Annotated in this window: 9 protein-coding genes; 8 read left to right on the plus strand and 1 reads right to left on the minus strand. The window is 74.7% G+C overall.

The annotated features are described in order from the left end of the window. The first annotated feature begins 15 nt into the window (after nt 1-15). Both WMF17_RS11060 and WMF17_RS11065 read left to right on the plus strand, forming a co-directional pair. Entirely contained in the window at nt 16-5,865 is a 5,850-nt protein-coding gene (locus WMF17_RS11060; RefSeq protein WP_437649302.1) for an amino acid adenylation domain-containing protein, read from the plus strand. Next, on the plus strand, nt 5,862-7,232 hold the full coding sequence (locus WMF17_RS11065) for a condensation domain-containing protein (protein ID WP_437649304.1): 1,371 nt from the start codon (nt 5,862-5,864) through the stop codon (nt 7,230-7,232). Before WMF17_RS11060 ends, WMF17_RS11065 begins: the two co-directional genes overlap by 4 nt. Before the next feature lie 3 nt (nt 7,233-7,235). Here WMF17_RS11065 and WMF17_RS11070 read toward each other — a convergent pair whose 3' ends face one another. Continuing rightward, nucleotides 7,236-8,378, minus strand: coding sequence for a cytochrome P450 (locus tag WMF17_RS11070; RefSeq protein WP_437649305.1), 1,143 nt, complete (start codon nt 8,376-8,378; stop codon nt 7,236-7,238). A gap of 99 nt (nt 8,379-8,477) precedes the next feature. Here WMF17_RS11070 and WMF17_RS11075 point away from each other — a divergent pair, with 99 nt between their 5' ends. From WMF17_RS11075 to WMF17_RS11100, 6 genes are all read left to right on the plus strand, one after another. Continuing rightward, complete coding sequence (locus WMF17_RS11075; RefSeq protein WP_437601978.1) at nt 8,478-8,915, plus strand: hypothetical protein; 438 nt, start codon at nt 8,478-8,480, stop codon at nt 8,913-8,915. 58 nt (nt 8,916-8,973) lie between these two features. Beyond that, entirely contained in the window at nt 8,974-11,325 is a 2,352-nt protein-coding gene (locus tag WMF17_RS11080; RefSeq protein WP_437649307.1) for a PhpK family radical SAM P-methyltransferase, read from the plus strand. 97 nt (nt 11,326-11,422) lie between these two features. Further along, nucleotides 11,423-12,817, plus strand: a complete 1,395-nt coding sequence (locus WMF17_RS11085) for an aminotransferase class V-fold PLP-dependent enzyme (protein ID WP_437601981.1) — start codon at nt 11,423-11,425, stop codon at nt 12,815-12,817. Beyond that, entirely contained in the window at nt 12,814-13,863 is a 1,050-nt protein-coding gene (locus WMF17_RS11090) for a TauD/TfdA family dioxygenase (protein WP_437649309.1), read from the plus strand. Before WMF17_RS11085 ends, WMF17_RS11090 begins: the two co-directional genes overlap by 4 nt. After that, nucleotides 13,856-16,717, plus strand: a complete 2,862-nt coding sequence (locus WMF17_RS11095) for an amino acid adenylation domain-containing protein (protein WP_437649310.1) — start codon at nt 13,856-13,858, stop codon at nt 16,715-16,717. Before WMF17_RS11090 ends, WMF17_RS11095 begins: the two co-directional genes overlap by 8 nt. Further along, nucleotides 16,714-18,042, plus strand: a complete 1,329-nt coding sequence (locus WMF17_RS11100; protein ID WP_437649311.1) for a condensation domain-containing protein — start codon at nt 16,714-16,716, stop codon at nt 18,040-18,042. The genes WMF17_RS11095 and WMF17_RS11100 overlap by 4 nt, the downstream gene beginning before the upstream one ends. Nucleotides 18,043-18,045 lie beyond the last annotated feature (3 nt).

Here is an 18,045-nt window from a genome sequence, read left to right on the forward strand (position 1 = left end):
GCGGGAGGCGCGGCGTTGAGCGGGGCGCCGGTCTCGTCCGCGCAGCTCCGGCTGCTTGTCGACCACGATCTCGATCCGACGTCGGCCGTCTACAGGTATCCGTACGCGCTGTGGTGCAGCGGCCCCCTCGACGTCGGCGCGCTGGAGCGCGCGCTCGAGGGCCTGCTGGAGCGCCACGAGCCCCTGCGGACCACGTTCGCCGGTCCGATCGAGTCCGCGGTGCAGGTCGTGCAGGACGCGCCGAGGATCGCGCTGCAGGTCCACGAGCACGGCGACGCGCCGCCCGGCGCGCGCGACGAGATCGTGAGGAAGGTGGCGCGCGCGCTGGCCAGGCTCCCGATGGACCTGCGCTGGGATCTGCCGCTCCGCGTCGAGCTCGTGTTTTTCGCCCCCGATCTGCACGTGCTCGTGCTCGTGCTCCACCACGTCGCCGTCGACACGTGGTCGCTGGGCGGAGGCGGCCACCCGGGCCGGGGCGCGCTCGTGCGCGACCTGGCCGAGCTGTACGCCGCGCGCTCGGCCGGACGCGCCCCGCGCCTCGAGCCCCCGGCGCTCGCCTATCGCGCCCACGCCGCGTGGCAGCGCGAGCGCGCGGCCAGCCCGGCGGCGGACGCGGCCCTGCGCGAAGCGACGGCGCTGCTCGCCGGTCCGCCGCCCCTCGTCGATCTGAGCGGGGGCAGGCCGCGCGATCGGTCGCAGAGGTCGCCCGCGGACGCCGTCTGCCAGGTGCTGTCCGCGACGTCGGTCGCGGCGCTCCGGGCGCGGTGCCAGCGCGAAGGCGTGACGATGTTCATGGCCTTCCTCGCCGCGCTCGCCGTCGAGCTCGGGCGGGCGACGCGGCTCGATGACATCACCCTGCTGACGTCGTTCGCGGGCCGCGATCAGCGGGGCACCGAGGCGCTGGTCGGCAACTTCATCAACCTGCTCCCTGTCCGTCTCGACCTGTCCGGAGCCCCGAGCTTCCGCGCGCTCCTGGCCCGGGCGCGCGAGGTCGTCGGCGGCGCGCTGCGGCGGCGCGAGGTCCCCTACGAGCGGATCGTGGGGGCGCTCGACCTGCCGCGCCACGCAGGGCGCGCGGTGCTCTCGCCGATCCTGTTCGAGCTGCTGCCCGAGCTGATGCCCCACCCCGTCGACGCGGCGGGCGTCTCGATGCAGCTCCGCGAGCTGCCGCGCGTGGAGCTCGACGTCGATCTGAACCTGGTCGTCACGGTCGGCCCGCACGACATCACCCTCGTGGCGCACTGCGCGGCGGACGCGCTGGCAGGCGACGCGGCCTCGCGCCTGCTCGCGCGGGTGGCGTCGACGCTCGAGCGGGGCATGGAGGAGCCCGAGCGGCGCCCGGCGTCGTTCCCGCTGCCCCGCGCCGAGCAGGCGCTCATCGACGCGTGGGGGCAGGGCGCGCCGGCGGTGGCCTCGGAGCCGGGCCTGCTGCCGGAGCTCGCGCGGATCGCGCGGGAGGACGAGGCGCGGACGGCGATCGTCGCCGGCGACACGCGCGTGACCTACGGCGCGATGCTCGACGCGGCGTCCTCCGTCGCCGCGCGGCTGCGCGCGGCCGGCGCGACGCTCGAGACCCTCGTCGCGGTCCACGCGGCGCGGGGTCCGGGGTTCCTGGCCGCCGTGCTCGGCGCGTTCCTCGCGGGGGCAGCCTACGTCCCGCTCGACCCGAGGGATCCGCCGGATCGCCGCGCGCAGCTCCTCGCCGCCTCCGGAGCGCCGATCCTCGTGACGGACCGGGAGCTCTGCTTCGCGCCGCCCGCGGCGGTCGGGATCCTCGACGTGCGGGAGGCGCTCGAAGCGCCCGCCGGATCCCGGGCCGAGCCGGAGGCGCGACCGCCAGGGACGCTCGCGTACGTGATCTACACGTCGGGCTCCACGGGCGCGCCCAAAGGGGCCATGGTCGAGCACCGGGGGATGGTCAATCACCTCCGCGCCAAGGTCGTCGACCTGGGGCTCTCGGCCGAGGATCGCGTCGCGCAGACAGCGCCCATCGGCTTCGACATCTCGGTGTGGCAGCTCCTCGCGCCGCTCCTCGTCGGGGGTCGGGTCCACGTGTACGACGACGACACGGTGCGCGATCCGGAGCGGCTCTTCGCCGCGATCGCGCGCGACGAGATCACCGTGCTCGAGCTCGTCCCGTCGCTGCTCGCGGCCGCGCTGGAGCTGCCTGGCCTGCCCGAGCGCCTCGCCCTTCGCTGGCTGGTCGTCACCGGCGAGGCCTTCCCTCCCGAGCTCGCGCGCCGCTGGCTCGCGCGCTACCCGTCGATCCCGCTGGTCAACGCGTACGGCCCGACCGAGTGCTCCGACGACGTGACGCACCACCTCCTGGGCGAGCCGCCGCCGGCGGGCGCGGCGCGCGTGCCGATCGGTCGTCCGGTGCTCGGCACGCGCCTCCACGTGCTGGACGAGACGCTCGCGCCGGTCCCCGCGGGGTCGATCGGCGAGCTGTACGTCGGCGGCGTCGGCGTGGGGCGCGGGTACCTCGGCGATCCGGCGCGCACCGCGGCCGCGTTCGCCCCCGATCCGACCTCGACCGAGGCGGGGGCACGCCTGTATCGGACCGGCGATCTCGCGCGCTTCCTGCCCGACGGCGCCATCGATTTCCTCGGGCGCGTCGATCGGCAGGTCAAGGTCCGCGGCCACCGGATCGAGCCGGGGGAGGTCGAGGCCGTGCTCGCCGCGCACCCCGACGTCCGGCAGGCCGCCGTGGCGTGCCGCGCGCGCGGCGGCGAGCACCTGGTCGCGTTCGTCGTGCCCCGCAGCGGCGACGCCGAGCGGGGCGCCCTCGCGGCGCAGCTGCGGGCCCGAGCGCGCTCCGCGCTGCCCGCGGCGATGGTGCCGGCGGCGATCTTCGTCCTCGACGAGCTCCCGCTGACGCCGAACGGGAAGATCGATTCAAAGGCGCTCGCCGCGTACGAGGCCGCGCCGGAGCCCGCCGCCGCCGAGCCCGCGGCCATGTCGGCGGTGGAGCGAACGCTCGCCGCCAGCTGGTCGGAGGTCCTCGGCGTGCCGCGCATCGGCAAGCGCGAGGACTTCTTCGCGCTCGGCGGCGACAGCATCCGCGTGCTCCACCTTGTCGCGCGCGCGGCGCGCGCCGGCCTCGCGATCCTCCCGTCGCAGGTGTTCACGCACCCCACGATCGAGGAGCTCGCGGCGGTCGCGGCCCCGGCCGGCGCGCCCGGAGGGCGCGGCCCGGCGAGCGGCGACGCGCCGCTGACCCCGTTCCAGCGCTGGAGCCTCACCCAGGCGAGGGTCGATCCGTCGCAGTGGGCCTTCCTCGTCGAGCTGGAGCTCACGCGGCCCCTCGCGGTCGCGCTGATCGACGCGGCGCTCGACGCGGTGGTCGCGCATCACGACGCGCTGCGCCTGCGCGTGCTGCCCGAGCGAGGCGGCCGGCGGCAGACGTACGGCGCGGCCGCGCCTCGATCGCCGATCGCGCGCCACGACCTCGCGGGCCTCGATCCCGGCGCGCGAGCCGGCGCGCAGGCGGACATCGCTCGCGGTCTGCGGGCGTCGCTGTCGCTCGACAGCGGGCCGCTCGTCGGCGCCGCCCTGGTCGACACGGGGGGGGCGTGCGTCCTGCTGCTCGCCGTGTGCCACCTGATCGCGGACGGGGCGTCGCTCTCCATCTTGATCGGCGACCTGGAGACGGCCTGGTCAGCCCTCGAAAGAGGCGCCTGCCCGGCCCTCCCTCCCCGAACGGACTCCTTTCGCGCGTGCGGCGAGCGCCTCCTGGCCCGGACGGCCGCGGCGGAGGACACGCTCCCCCGCTGGCGCGCGATCGTCGAGCGGAGCGAGCCGTTGCCGCTCGACCGTCCGGACAGGCTCGGCGGGGACGTCGAGGACAGCGTCCTCGTGGTCCAGCGCGCGCTGTCCGAGCGCGAGACAGCGATCCTGTCCGCGGGCGCCCGGACGCGGTTCCACGCCTCCGTGGAGCAGCTCGTGCTCTCGGCGTTCGGCCGCGCGTTGACGCGCTGGACGGGGCGGGCGGTGCTCGTCGATCTCGAGCGGCACGGCCGCGACGTGTTCGAGGGCGAGCTCGACGTGACGCGCACGGTGGGCGCGCTCGCGACGATTCATCCGGTCCTGATCGACGCCGCCCCCGACGGAGGTCCCGCGGCGGCCGTCCAGGCGGTCAAGCTCGGCCTGGCCGCCGTGCCGGAGGACACGGTCAGCTACGGCGTCCTCCTCCACCTCGCGGAGCATCCCGCGCTGGCGCGGCTGCCGCGCGCGGAGGTGCTGTTCGACTACCTCGGCGATCTCGACCGGATGGTGTCCGCGGGCGGGCCGTTCCGCGTCGGTCGCCTCACGTCGGAGGGCGAGCGCGCGCCGCGCGCGCCGCGGCCGTATCGCCTCGAGCTCCGAGGCGTCGTGCGCCGGCGCAGGCTCTGCCTCGAGCTGCGGTACGGGCCGGCGGTGCTCGACCGGGAGACGGTGGACCGGCTCGCGGACGACCTCGAGGGCGCGCTCCGCGCGCTCGCCGCGACCGAGGACGTCGCGACGATCGAGGACGTGGTCCCGCTGACGCCGGCGCAGGAAGGGATCTTGTTCCACGCGCTGGCCGACCCGGCGAGCGACGCCTACGTCACGCAGGCGACGTGGGCGGTCGGCGCCGCGGAGGTGGCCGCGTGGATCGACGCGTGGCCGCGCGTGGCCGCGCGCCACGCCGCGCTGCGCGCCTCGGCGCTCTGGAGCTCGGTGCCGGAGCCGTTGCTCGTGATCCACCGGGACGCGGCCACCCCGATCGAGCGCCTCGACCTCACCGCGCGCGACGGCTCGCCGGATGCGCGGCTCACGGCCTTCCTCGACGAGGACCGGCGCCGCGGGTTCAGGCTCGCCTCTCCTCCGCTCCAGCGGCTCACGGCGGTGCGGGTCGCGGACGACGACTGGCGGATGGCGTGGACGCATCACCACCTGATCCTCGACGGCTGGTCGATCCAGATCGTGCTCTCCGAGCTGGCGGCGATCGTCGTCGGACGCGAGGGCGAGCGCGCGGCCGCGCCGCCGTCCCGCGAGGTCGCGCGACGGGCGCGCGCGCGGCCGGACGCCGCGGCGCAGGCGTTCTGGCGCGCGCACATGGAGGGCGCGCGCCCCGCCTCGATGCCGGCGGACGCGCCCGACGCGCCGCTCGACCCCGCCGGCGGCGGGCCGCGGTGGGGCGAGGTCCACGCCGCGCTCACGATGGACGAGACCCGAGCGATGGTCGCGGCGGCGAAGGAGCTCCGGATCACGCTGAATACGGTCGTGCGCGCCGCGTGGGCCCTCTCGCTCGCCCGCGTCGCCGGCGCGCCGATCGTCGTGTTCGGCGTGACGGTGTCGGGACGCCGCGCCGATCTGCCAGGCTCCGACGCGATGGTCGGCATGCTGATGAACACGCTCCCCCTGGCGGCCCCGGTGCCGCTCGACAAGGAGGTCGGCGAGTGGCTGCGCGCCCTCCACCACCGCCAGGCCGGGCTCCTCGAGCACGAGCAGTCCGCGCTCGTGGACATCAAGCGGTGGTGCGGCTGGCCGGTCGACGCCCCCTTGTTCGAGACGCTCGTCGCGTTCCAGAGCTACCCGTCGCGGAGCGCGTCGCTCCGCGACCTTCGCCTGGCGGTCGCCAACCACTACCCGCTCACGCTCCGGGCCACGCCGGGGGACGCGCTCGCGCTGACCCTGCTGCACGATCTCCGGCGGTACGGCGCCGCGGCGGCGACGTCGCTGCTGTCCGACGTCGTCGAGGATCTGCGCGCCGTCGCCGCGGACCCCGCGCGGCGAGCGGGCGACCTGGTCCACCGGCGCTCGCGCTCGGCCCGGCAGCGCGAGCTTTCGCTGCTTCAGGCGGCCCGCCGCCGGCCCCTGAAGGTGGGGAGCGCGGCGCGATGACGCCGGACGCGCGGATCCCGCGGCGCCCGGACGGCGCGCCGCCCCCGCTCATGCCGGTCCAGGAGGGCATGTGGCAGCTGGCCGCGCTGCTGCCCGAGGTGCCGGCCTTCACGATGCCCGCCGCGTTCCGCGTGCTGGGCGCGCTCGACGCCGACGCGCTCCGCGAGGCGCTGCGCGAGGTGGTCGCGCGCCACGAGGTGCTGCGGACGGCGCTCCGCTCGACGGCGGACGGGTGCGCGTCGAGCGTCACGCCCCCGTCCGCCTACGACCTGCCGCTCGTCGACCTCACGCGCGAGCCCAGGAACAAGGGCCTCCGCCGCGCCCTCGCGCGCGCGCAGCAGGTGGCCGTCGCGCCGTTCGATCTGGGGGCCGCGCCGCTGCTGCGCGCGACGCTCTTCCGGCTCGCGCAGGACGATCACGTCTTGCTCCTCGTCACGCACCACCTCGTGTCCGACGGCTGGTCGGTCGGGCTCATGTTGCGCGAGATCAGCGTCCTGTACGGCGCGCTCCGCGAGCGCCGGCCGTCGCCGCTCCGGCCGCTCGCCGCGCGCTACGGAGACGTCGCCGCCTGGATGCGCGCGCGCCTCGACGGGGGGCTGCGGGCCCAGCAGCTCGCGTACTGGACCGATCAGCTCTGCGGCCCGCTGCCGGCGGCGCGCCTGCCTCCCGATCGGCCCGGCGCGCCCGGGACGGCGCTGGGGAGGGCGCGCGTCCCCTTTCATCTCGCGACGGAGCTGTCGCTGGCGATCCGCGATCTGGCGCAGCAGGAGGGCGCGACCGAGTTCATGGTGCTGCTCGCGGCGCTCCATGTCCTGCTCGCCGCCGTCCTTCAGCAGCCCGACGTCCGCGTCGGCGCGCACTTCGCGAACCGCGCGCGCCCCGAGACGCACGATCTCCTCGGGCTGTTCGCCGGCACGGTGGTCCACAGGGCGTACGCGGACCCGACGCTGAGGTTCCGCCGCTTCCTGCGCCAGGTGCGGGCCACGGCGCTCGCGGCCTACGAGCACGCGGACGTGCCGATCGAGGAGGTCGCCGCGGCCGTCGCCGCGCGCGAGGACGCGTCGGCCGGCGAGCCGCTCTTCTCTGTCATGCTGCAGCTCCAGACCGCGAGCCCGGCCGAGCTGGAGCTCGGAGGCGCGATCGCCGCTCCGTTCCCGCCGCGCGGGCTCGTCGACGACCGCCTCCGCCTGATGACCCCGGATCTCATCCTGGATCTGACGCCGTCGGCGGCGGGCGTCTCGGGCACCTGCTTCTACCGCCCGGATCGGTTCGACGGCGGGACGGTCCGCGCGTGGCTCGCGGGCTACCAGGCCGTTCTGCGCGAAGCGACAGCGAGCCCCGACGCCCGGTTGCAGGCGCTGTTCTGAGGGTCAATCGTCCCAGGCGACGTGGAGAGAGCCCATCCGCCGCCAGAGCGGGTGCGGGAGCCACGTGACCGGGGCGGGCCCCGCGTGACGCAGGTTCGGCAGGCGGGTGAACAGCGCCTCCAGGGCGACGCGCGCCTCCAGCCGGGCCAGCGGCGCTCCCAGGCAGAAGTGGATCCCGTATCCCAGCGACAGGTGCGAGGCCGCGTCGGGTCGCGCCGGATCGAAGCGGTCGGGGTCCGCGAACCGGCGGGGATCGCGGTTCGCCGAGCCGTAGAGCAAGAGGAGCGAGCTCTCCGCCGGGATCTCCGCGTCTCCGACGCGCACGTCGCGGCGCGCGCGCCGGGCGAGGCACTGCACCGGCGCGTCGTACCGCAGCGCCTCCTCGAAGGCGCCAGCGATCAGCGCCGGTCGGTCCCGCAGCTCCTGCGCGAGCCCCGGGGTCTGAAGCACGCAATGGACCGCGATGCCGATCGCGTTCTTCACGGTCTCGGTCCCGGCGACGAGGATCTGTTGCAGGAGACTGACCAGCTCGGCGTCCGTCATGGGCTCATGCCCCGGCGCGCGGGCCGCGGCCATCTCGCTGATCGCGTCGTCCGTCGGGGCCGCGCGGCGCGCGGCGACCAGGCCCGTGAGGTAATCGCGCAGCGACCGGCGGGCGTCGTCGACGAGCGCCTGGTCCCTGTCATCGAGGATGCCGCCGAGCGATCGCGCGTCGATCTCCACCCAGGCGAGCACCTGTCCGAGATCGGCCCCGGGGATCCCGAGCACGGCGCCGAGCACCCGATCGGCCATGGGCGATGCGAACCGCGCGATCAGGTCAGCGTGTCCGGCCGGCCGCAGCTCGTCGACGAGCGCCGCGATCACGTCGCGCACAATGGGCCCGTAGACCCGGTGCGTGCGGCGGGCGGACCATGCTTCTTGCACGAGGCGTCGCTGCCGCGTGTGCTCGGGCGGGTCCAGCCCCGCGAGCGACTCCACCTCGTCCTCGGCCGGCCCGGCGGTGGGCTGGCAGAGCGCGTCGTCGCTCAGCGTCGCGACGACCTCGTGATAGCGGGTGACGACCCACGCGCCCTCGCTCAGCTCGATCGCGCCGCCTTCGTCGCGCATAAGCCGATAGATCTCGTAGGGATCGCCGCTATCCATCATCTGTCTGTGCCCGGGTTGAGGGTGATTGTTCGGTTGACCTGTCAAGAAGGATCGGCGTAGCCTCGTCGCGAGCCGCTACCATTCACGAGGAGCTACCCCATGATACTCTCCGATCCCTCGAACGACGCGATCGCACTCGGCCTGATCGTGCTCGCCCATGCTCCCGCCATCCTCGGGAGCCGCAAGGAAATCATCAAGATTCGCGACCAGTTCCGTGAATGGGTCTTCGCGCGCGCGGCCGGCAAGAAGGACCTCGAGGCCCCCGAGATCAATCCGGCCTTCGCCGAGGAGCCGGTCGCGACGATCGGCGTGATCAGCGGTCCCGACGTGCTCCTCGCCTCGAGCATCCTCGCCACCGCGATCGAGCAGGCGGTCAAGATGAACAAGGACGCGGCGCTCGCCGAGCAGCAGGGCAAGGTCCTGCGCGAGGCGCTGCGGGAGGCGATGGAGCTCATCAGCTGCGAGGGCACCACCATCGATCCCTCGGAGCGGCTGTACCAGGCCGCGATCGAGCGCCTCTCGAAAGCCGAGAAATGACCTCCTCGGCCGCGCCGCTCCCGCCGTGATCGGCGATGGAGAGGCGGCAGGTAGCGAGATGATCGATTGCCTGCTCATCGGCTTCCACGAGCCGAGCTTCGCGTCCTACGTGGAGCTGGTCGGGAAGATGGGTACGAGCGACGGCGCGTACCGGGATCTCGATCTCGCGTTCGTGCGGCACCGGAAGACACCTCGACGGCTCCTCGATCTGTTGTCGGATGTCGCGCTGCCGGACCCATGTGGGTCCGCCCGCCCCTATCACAACGCCGATTTTCTCTGGCCCGTCCTCCTCGCGCTCGGGAGCTACCTGGCGCGCAGGGGGCTCACGTTCGACTACGTGAACCTGCCGCACCTCGAGGAGGGCTCGTTGAGGGCAAAGCTCGCGGCCGGCCCGCGGACCGTGGCGATCACGACCACGGTCTACGTCTCGCCGCTGCCCGTGCTGGAGCTCGTCCGCGCCGTCCGGGAGCACGCGCCCCACAGCCGGATCGTCGTCGGCGGACCGTACATCGCGAACCAGGCGCGCGTGCTCGAGCGCGAGGAGCTGGAGCGCCTGCTGCGGTACCTGGGCGCCGACGTCTACGTGATCGCGCAGGAGGGCGAGCGGACGCTGGCGGAGCTCCTCGGCGCGCTGCGCGCGGGCGCGCCGCTCGACGCGATCCCGAACCTGGCCTACGAGGAGCGCGGGGCCTACCGCACCACGCCGGCCGCCCCCGAGAACAACCCCATCGAGGAGAACCTCGTTGATTACGCGCTCTTCTCACCCGAGAGCCTGGGCGAGATGGTGTCGGTGCGGACGGCGCGCTCGTGCCCGTTCGCCTGCGCGTTCTGCGGGTTCCCGACGCGCGCCGGCAAATACACGTACGCGGGGGTCGACCTTGTCGAGCGCGAGCTGGACGCGCTGCACGCGCGCGGCGTGACGACGATAAGCTTCCTCGACGACACGTTCAATGTCCCCAAGCGGAGGTACAAGGATCTCCTGCGGCTGATGATCCGCAAGCGTTACGGCTTCCGCTGGAACTCGTTCTACCGCGCGGACGAGGGCGACGAGGAGGCCATCGAGCTGATGCGGGAGAGCGGCTGCGAGGGGGTGTTCCTCGGCGTGGAGTCCGGCAGCGACCGGATGCTCGCGCTGATGAACAAGACCGCGCGGCGCGCCGACTACCTCGCCGCGATTCCGCAGCTCAAGGCGGCGGGCATCGTGACGCACGCGAACCTCATCGTCGGATTTCCGGGCGAGACGCCGGGCTCGGTCCGCGAGACAGAGGACTTGCTCGCGCGCGCGCAGCCCGATTTCTATCGCGCTCAGCTCTGGTACGCCGATCCGTCGACGCCGATCTGGAAGCGGCGGCTCGAGCTGGGGATCCGCGGCTCCGGCTTCTCGTGGCGACACGCCACGATGACGAGCGACGAGGCGGCCGGCTGGGTCGATCGGATGCTGCTGTCGGTGTCGGGCTCGACGTGGCTGCCGCAGAGCGGCTTCGAGATGTGGAGCCTCTTTTACCTGCAGCGGCGCGGATTTTCGCTCGAGGCGGTGCGGCGCCTCGTGCGGTGCTTCAACGCCGCGATCGCCGAGAAGCTGCTCGGGGACGCCGACGCCGACATCGATCCCGCGCTGCTGGCCACGTTCACGGAGGCGGCCCGCGCAGGGCACGCCGACCCGGAGGGGCCCGACGCAGACGCCGTGCGCGCGCTCTCGAGCGCCGCGTACCTCGAGGCCGAGCGCTGGTGGTACGGCTCGCTCGGCGCGCCGTCTCCGGCGGAGGGGGGAGGGGCCATCACCGACGCCGGTCGCGGCGGCGCGCGGCGATGGATCACCACGTCTTCCGTGATCGACGGCGCGCTCCTCGACGGCGCGGCGCGCGCCTTCGGGGTGAGCCCCAGCGCAGCCGCCCTCGCGGCCTTCGGGATCGCGGTCCGCCGCGCGACCGGCGCGGCGCCGCTCCGCGCCCTCGCCGGACAGGGCTCCGCCGACGGGGACGCCTGGGGGCCCGTGCGGCTCGACGACCTCCCGCCCGGTGAGCTCGGGCGCCGCGTCGAGCAACATTTCGCCGCGGCGGCGCGCCACGCGCGGTTCGCGCGGCGCCTCCTCTGCGGCTGGTGCGATCGCGTGGCCGGACGGCAAGGCGCCGTCGGGTGTGGGGCGTGGTTCGCGTGGCGCGAGCCGGGCGCGGGCGACGGCTGGGCAGCGCCGCTGCGCGACGCGATCGACGCGTCCGAGGGGGTCGGCCTGGGGCTCGAGGTCGTCGCCGGACCGACCGTCGAGCTGCGCGTATCCGGCGCCGGCGAGCGCGGGGAGCGCGTGATGTACCGGGTGGCCGCGGAGCTGCTCGCGACGATCGCGGGGTGCAACGACGCGGACCCGCCGCGCGAGCCCGCCCGCGAGGCGGTCGGCACGTTTCGGTTCTGAGCGCGATGGAGCTTCCAGCGCGCGTTCGCGAGGGAAAAAAGCGGTGTCGCGCGCCGCAGGCGCAAAGTAGACTCGCCACCTCTTCCGAGCTGAAGCGATGCTCACAGCGGAAATCCCCACAGCCAAGGACGGTTCATCGAGCGCCCTGCGATCCCTGCCGGAGGTCGTGGGCGCCGAGCACAGGGTCGAGATCCCGGGTCGAGGGCTGCGCCGGGTGGTGCGGCTCAACGCCGCGGCGACCACCCCGCCGCTGCGCGCCACACTCGACGCGGTCACGCGGTTCCTCGGCCATTACGGCGCGCTCCACCGCGGCTCCGGTCCGCTCGCGCGGGCGGCGTGCGAGGACCTCGAGGCGGCCATCGCGTCGATCCGCAGCTTCCTGGGCTGCGGTCCGGAGCATCACCTCCTGTTCTGCGACAACACGAGCGGCGCGATCAGCCAGCTCGCGCGCATGCTCGCGCTGAAGCCCGACGACGCGGTCGTGATCTCCGAGGGCGAGCACACGTCGAACAACCTGCCCTGGCGCTTCACGACCCGCGCGCGCGTCGTCGATGTGCGCTCGTTCGACGACGGCTCGATCGACGAGCAGCACCTGGGAGAGGTGCTCGGCGACGAGCGCCTGCAGATCCGGGTCGTCGCCGTGTCGGGCGCCTCGAACCAGACCGGGTACATCCCCGATCTCCGGCGCCTCTCGGAGCTCGCCCGCTCGAGGGGTGCGCTGCTGTTCGTCGACGCCGCGCAGCTCGCGCCGCACCGGCCGATCGACATGGTCGCCTCGGGGATCGACGCGCTGGCGCTCTCGGCGCACAAGCTCTACGCGCCGTTCGGGGTCGGCCTCCTGGTGGTCCCCAAGCGGCTGCTCGATACAGCGCCGCTGGAGCCGGGCGGCGGCTCGATCGACATGCTCAGCGACGTCCGGGGGGACGCGACCGTGGTCTGGGCGCCGCCCACGCTCCGCCACCAGCCCGGCACCTGGAACGGCACCGGGATCGTGGCGCTCGGCGCGAGCTGCGAGGCGCTGGCGAAGGCCGGCTGGGACGTCGTGATCGAGCACGAGCGGCAGATCGTGGAGCGGATGGCCGCTCGGCTGTCGGGGATCGAGGGGCTGCGGCTCCACGTGCCTGCGGCCGCGTACGGCGAGCACCGGATCGGGGCGTTCCCGTTCAGCATCGCCGGGATGCACCACGCCCTCCTCGCGGCCGTGCTCGATCACGAGCACGCGATCGAGGTGCGCGCGGGGACGATCTGCAACCACCGCCTCGTCCGCCGATGGTTCGGCGTGAGCGACGAGGAGCAGCAGGCCGTCGAGGCGCGGATCCGGGCCGGCGATCGGCTGGCGTCGTACGGGATCGTGCGCGCGAGCGTCGGCATCCACACCACCCTCGACGACGTCGACGCGCTCGGCGCCGCGCTCGAGGAGATCCTGGCCGGAGGGCCGCGCCTTACCTACGAGCCGATCCAGTCGGAAGAGGCGTATCGGCCGGCCGGATGACGACGCGAGGCGCTGATCGATCCGCGCTCGACCGCGCGCGGCGGCGACCGGTCACCCTGGACCAGATCGTCGAGCTGATCGACGGGGCCGACGGCGCGTGGTCCCCGGCGCTGGCGCGGCCGGCGGCGGCCGGCGTGGACCTCGCGTGGTGGCTGTCGAGCCATCGGGACGAGGTCGAGCGGCGCCTCGATCGAGCGGGCGCCGTGCTGTTCCGCGGGTTCGCGATCCCGTCGGCGGACCAGTTCCGGCGCGTGGTCGAGGCGGGCTCGCGCGGGCCGCTCGTGCCGTACACGTACGCATCCACCGACCGGAGGCACCTCGGTCACCACGTCTACACCTCGACCGAATACCCGCGGGCCTACGCGATCCCGCTCCACAACGAGCTGTCCTACGCCGCCGACTGGCCGATGAGGCTCTGGTTCTGGTGCGAGCAGCCGCCGGAGGCGGGCGGCGCCACGCCCCTCGCCGACGCGCGCCGCGTCCACGCGCGCTTGCCGAGAGAGCTCGTGGACCGGTTCGAGCGCCGGGGCGTCCAGTACGTCCGCCGCTACAGGCGCGATCTCGACCTCCCGTGGCAGCAGGTGTTCGCGACCGAAGACAGGGACGAGGTCGCGCGCTTCTGCGCGCGCGCCGGCATCGAGCACGCGTGGATGCCGGACGGCTCGCTGCGCACGTCCCAGGCGCGGCCCGCCGTCGCGAGCCACCCGCGCACCGGCGAGGCGGTGTGGTTCAACCAGGCGCACCTCTTCCACCCCTTCGCGCTGCCCAGCCAGGAGCGGCTCGCGCTTGCGTCGTGCGCGGATGAGGCGCCCAGGACCGCGACGCACGCCGGCGGAGCTCCGATCGACGTGTCCGATCTGGAGGCGATCGCCGACGCCTATGCGCGGGAGGCGGCCCGCGTCCCCTGGCGAGCCGGCGACGTGCTGCTGCTCGACAACATGCTCGTCGCGCACGGGCGCGATCCGTTCGAGGGGCCGCGCCGGATCCTCGTCGCGATGACCGAGATGCGCCACGGCCGCTCCACGATCGAGGCTCCGGGTGGGTGAGCCGGAGGTCGAGGGGTTCCGGCTGACGCCGCAGCAGCAGCGGCTCCTGGCGTCGGGGGTGGGCGGCCTGCGAGCGACCTGCGTGGTCGCGCTGGAGGCCGAGCCGGACATCGCGGCGCTCGAGCGGCGCCTCCAGACGATCGTCGAGCGGCACGAGATCCTGCGCACGGCGTTCCGCGCGGCGCCGGGGCTCGCGTACCCGCTGCAGGTCGTCGGGCCGGCGGCCGGCGCGCTCGCCGACGGCACGGCGCCGGCGCTGCGGGCGCTGCCGGGAGCGCGCGTCGAGCTCGAGGTGTCCGCGCTGCAAGCCGACGCCCCCTCGATGCTGGGGCTCGTCCGCGAGCTGTTCGGAGCGGAGGGGGAGCCGCCGCTTCAGTACCCCGACCTCGGCGAGTGGCAGTGGGAGATGCTCGAGGCCGAGAGCACCGCGCCGGCGCGCGAGCGCTACGCCGCGCGGCGACGCGCCCAGCCGCGCCCATCGGTCCTCCTGGGCGCGCCTCCGGAGCCGGACCCCGGGGGGGCGTGGGCGACCGAGGAGACCGAGGTTCACCTCGATCCGGGGGCGGCCTCGCAGGGCGCGGCGGTCCTCCTCGCCGCCTGGTGGGCGCTGCTCGCGCGCGTCACCGGGGCCGGCGGCGTGATGACGGCCGTGGTCGCCGGCGGCCGATCCTTGCCGGAGGTGGCGTCCGCGCTCGGCCCGCTCGCGAAGCACGTGCCGGTGTCGGCGCAGGACGTCGCCGCGCTCGGCATGGAGGCGCTGATCGAGCGAGCGCGGGCCGAGCTGGACGCCGCTGCCGAGTGGCACTCCTACCACGATCCCGGCGCCCCTCCGGCGCCGACCTGCTTCGAGCGCTGGGACGCCGACGTCGCGCCCGGCGTCCGCGTCGAGCGCCTCGCCGTCCACGCCGATCGCTTCGATCTCAAGCTGTCCGTTCTTGTCGGCCGCACGCCGCGCGCGACGCTGTACGCCGATCGGAGGCGCGTCGAACGGGCGGTCGCCGAGCACCTCGCCCGCCTGTACGAAGATCTCCTCGCCGCGGGCCTGGCCGCGCCGCGCCGGCCGATCGGCGAGCTGCCCTTCCGGGCGCGTCCCTGGGCGCCGGCGCCCCCGCAGGCCGTGGCCGCGCCTCCGGACGCGGCGTCGATCGACCCGCGGATCTGGGCGCATTCTGTCGCGCACGGGGACGCGATCGCCGTCGCCTGCGGCGCCGAGCGGCTCTCGTACGGGGCCCTGGTCGCGCGCGCCGAGCGCCTCGCGCGCCGCCTCGTCGAGATCGGGCTGCCGCCCGAGGCGCGGATCGGGCTCTCGCTTTCGCGATCGCCTGCCTGGGTGACCGCGATGCTGGCCGTCCTCCGCGCGGGGGCCGCCTTCGTGCCGCTCGATCCGACCCTGCCGGCGGCGCGCCTCGAGCGGATGCGGCAGATCGCGGGCGTCTCGCTCGTGATCGACGAGGCCTGGCTCGACGCCCACGCCGGCGCCGATCGCGACGTCGCGCTGCCGGCGCCGCGCCCCGACCGCCTCGCCTACGTGCTGTTCACGTCGGGCTCGACCGGCCAGCCGAAGGCCGTCGCGGTGGAGCACCGGCAGGTGAGCGCCTACGTGCGCGGGCTGGAGGCGCACGTGGGCCGCGGTCTCCGCTGGGCCTGGGTGTCGAGCGCGGCGGCCGATCTCGGCTACACGGCGGTCTTCGGCGCGCTCGCGCTCGGCGGCGCCCTGGAGATCGTCCCGCAGGAGGGCGCCCGCGCGCTCGCGGACCGGCTGCGCGCGTCGCCGGTGGACGCCATGAAGATCACGCCGTCGCACCTCGCGGCGCTGCTCGAGGACGGCGCCGGCGTCCTCCCGCGCTCGCACCTCGTCCTGGGGGGCGAGCGCCTGTCGCGCGACCTCGTCGCGCGGATCCGCGAGCTCGCGCCTGGCTGCGCCGTGTGGAACCACTACGGGCCGACCGAGACCACGATCGGCTGCACCATGGCGCGCGCGGACGCCTCGCGCCCGGGGGCGTACCTGTCGCTCGGTCGCCCGCTCGCGCACGCCACGGTCGAGGTGATCGACGCGAACGGGCGCTCGCTGCCGCCGCTCGTGGTGGGCGAGCTGTGCGTCGGCGGCGAGGGGGTGGCGCGTGGCTACCTCGGCGATCCGCGCGGGACATCGGAGCGCTTCCTCCCGGATCCCGGCTCGGCCCGTCCGGGAGCGCAGCGCTACCGCACCGGGGATCTGGGCTGGATGGACCTCGACGGGACCCTCGAGCTCGTCGGCCGCGCGGACCGGCAGCTCAAGGTGCGCGGGTTCCGCGTGGAGCTGGAGGAGATCGAGGCCGTGCTCGCGCGGGCGCCGGGGGTCGGGGGAGCCGCGGTGATCGCGCGCGACGTCCTGCAATCTGCCGCGCGCGACGATGTCCTCTCCGCGTTCGTGGTCCCCTCCGCGGCCGCCGTCGCGGCCCCGACCGACGCCGAGCTGCGCGCCCACCTCGCGCTCTTCTTGCCGGAATACATGCTGCCGGCGTCGATCTCGATCGTGCCGTCGTTCCCGCGCACGCCGAGCGGCAAGATCGACCGCGAGGCCCTCGCCGGGCTCGTCGCCCGGGCCCAGGCGCCTCGTCGCCCGGGTCCGCGGCCCGCGGCCGGGCTCGAAGCGGAGCTGGCCGCGCTGTGGGAGGAGCTCCTCTCGACGAGCGACGTCGGCGCCGAGGACGACTTCTTCGAGCTGGGCGGTCATTCGCTCGCGGCCATGCGGCTCGTCGGCCAGCTCCACCGGCGCTACCGCGTCGACGTGCCGCTGATGACCGTCTTCGAGGCGCGCACCGTCCGCAGGCTGGCGCGCGCGCTCGACGCCCTGCGAGGAAGCGCTGGATGAGCCGCCTGGAGGCGGCCTCCGCTGCGCAGCAGCGGATCTGGCTCTCGCACATGTTGAACGAGGGCGACTCGTCGCACACGGTGAGCAACGCCCTTTGCTTCTCGGGGCCGCTCGACGTGGGCCGGCTGCGCGCGGCGGTGCGCGCCGTGGTCCGCCGCCACGAGGCGCTGCGGACGACGTACCGGCTGGAGGGAGCCAGGCTCGTGCAGCGCATCGAGGACGACGCCGACGTGCTCCAGCCCGACGTGGATCTCCGCGCGATCCCGCGCGTCGAGCGCGCCGCTGCGGCCGCGGCGGTCGCGACGGCCGACGCGCGCCGCAGGTTCGACCTCGAGCGCGGCCCCGTCATGCGCGCGACGCTCGTCTCGGTCGGCCCGCTCGAGCACCGCTTGCTCCTGACCGTCCATCACATCGCGATCGATCGCTGGTCACGGCACGTCCTCGTGCGCGAGCTCGCCCACCTGTACGGCGCGCTCGCGGCGGACCGGCCGGCGCCGCTCCCCGAGCCTCTCCAGTACGCGACGTACGCAGCCCGCGAGCGCAGGGCCGCCTCGACGCCTGGCTACGCGGAGAGCCTCGAGCACTGGAAGCGCCGGCTCGCGCAGGCGAGCCCCGTGCGGCTGTCGCCGCGCCCGCGTGGCGCGGGCAGCCGCCCCGCGGGATACCGCTCGTTCGTGCTGGCCGCCGGGGCGCTGGCGCCGCTCCGCGCGCTCGCACGCGAGGCGCGCGTGACGTTCTTCGTCGCGATGCTCGCGGTGATCGACGTGCTCCTCTTCCGGCTGACCGCCGCGGAGGACATCGTCGTGGCGGTGCCCCACGCCAACCGCGGCAAGCCGGGGACGGAGACCCTCGTGGGCTGCGTGGTCGAGATGCAGCTCCTGCGCGTGGATCTCTCGGGGGATCCGAGCTTCCGGGAGGTCCTGCGCCGGGCGCGCGACGTCGTCCTGGACGCCCATCGCCACGGCGGCGTCCCCTTCGACGCGCTCCTCCAGGAGCTCGGGCTCGCGAACGACGCGGGGCGGCCGCCCCTGTGCAACGTCGTCCTCGCGTTCGCGAATGATCCCGATCCCGTCCCCGAGCTCGCCGGTCTGGCGGTCCGGGTGGAGGAGAGCCTCGCGGACACAGCGAAGTTCGATCTCACGCTGTCGTTCATCGACCGCGGCGACGCCATCGACGGCTGCATCGAATACGACGCTGGCCTGTTCACCGGGGCGCAGCTCGACGCGCTCGTCTCGCACCTCGCTGCGCTCGCCGCCGGCGCCGCCCTGCTGCCGGACCGCCCCGTTCTCGACCTGCCGCTGACGGTGACCGAAGAAGGAGCCTGACCC

Source organism: Sorangium sp. So ce362 (genome assembly GCF_051519845.1).
Lineage (GTDB): Bacteria > Myxococcota_A > Polyangia > Polyangiales > Polyangiaceae > Sorangium.

Bases quoted from the DNA above. Each gene is read 5' to 3' on its own strand.
- WMF17_RS11070 (WP_437649305.1), bottom strand. From the start codon at position 8,378: ATGATGGATAGCGGCGATCCCTACGAGATCTATCGGCTTATGCGCGAC.
- WMF17_RS11075 (WP_437601978.1), top strand. From the start codon at position 8,478: ATGATACTCTCCGATCCCTCGAACGACGCGATCGCACTCGGCCTGATC.
- WMF17_RS11085 (WP_437601981.1), top strand. From the start codon at position 11,423: ATGCTCACAGCGGAAATCCCCACAGCCAAGGACGGTTCATCGAGCGCC.
- WMF17_RS11090 (WP_437649309.1), top strand. From the start codon at position 12,814: ATGACGACGCGAGGCGCTGATCGATCCGCGCTCGACCGCGCGCGGCGG.
- WMF17_RS11080 (WP_437649307.1), top strand. From the start codon at position 8,974: ATGATCGATTGCCTGCTCATCGGCTTCCACGAGCCGAGCTTCGCGTCC.
- WMF17_RS11065 (WP_437649304.1), top strand. From the start codon at position 5,862: ATGACGCCGGACGCGCGGATCCCGCGGCGCCCGGACGGCGCGCCGCCC.
- WMF17_RS11100 (WP_437649311.1), top strand. From the start codon at position 16,714: ATGAGCCGCCTGGAGGCGGCCTCCGCTGCGCAGCAGCGGATCTGGCTC.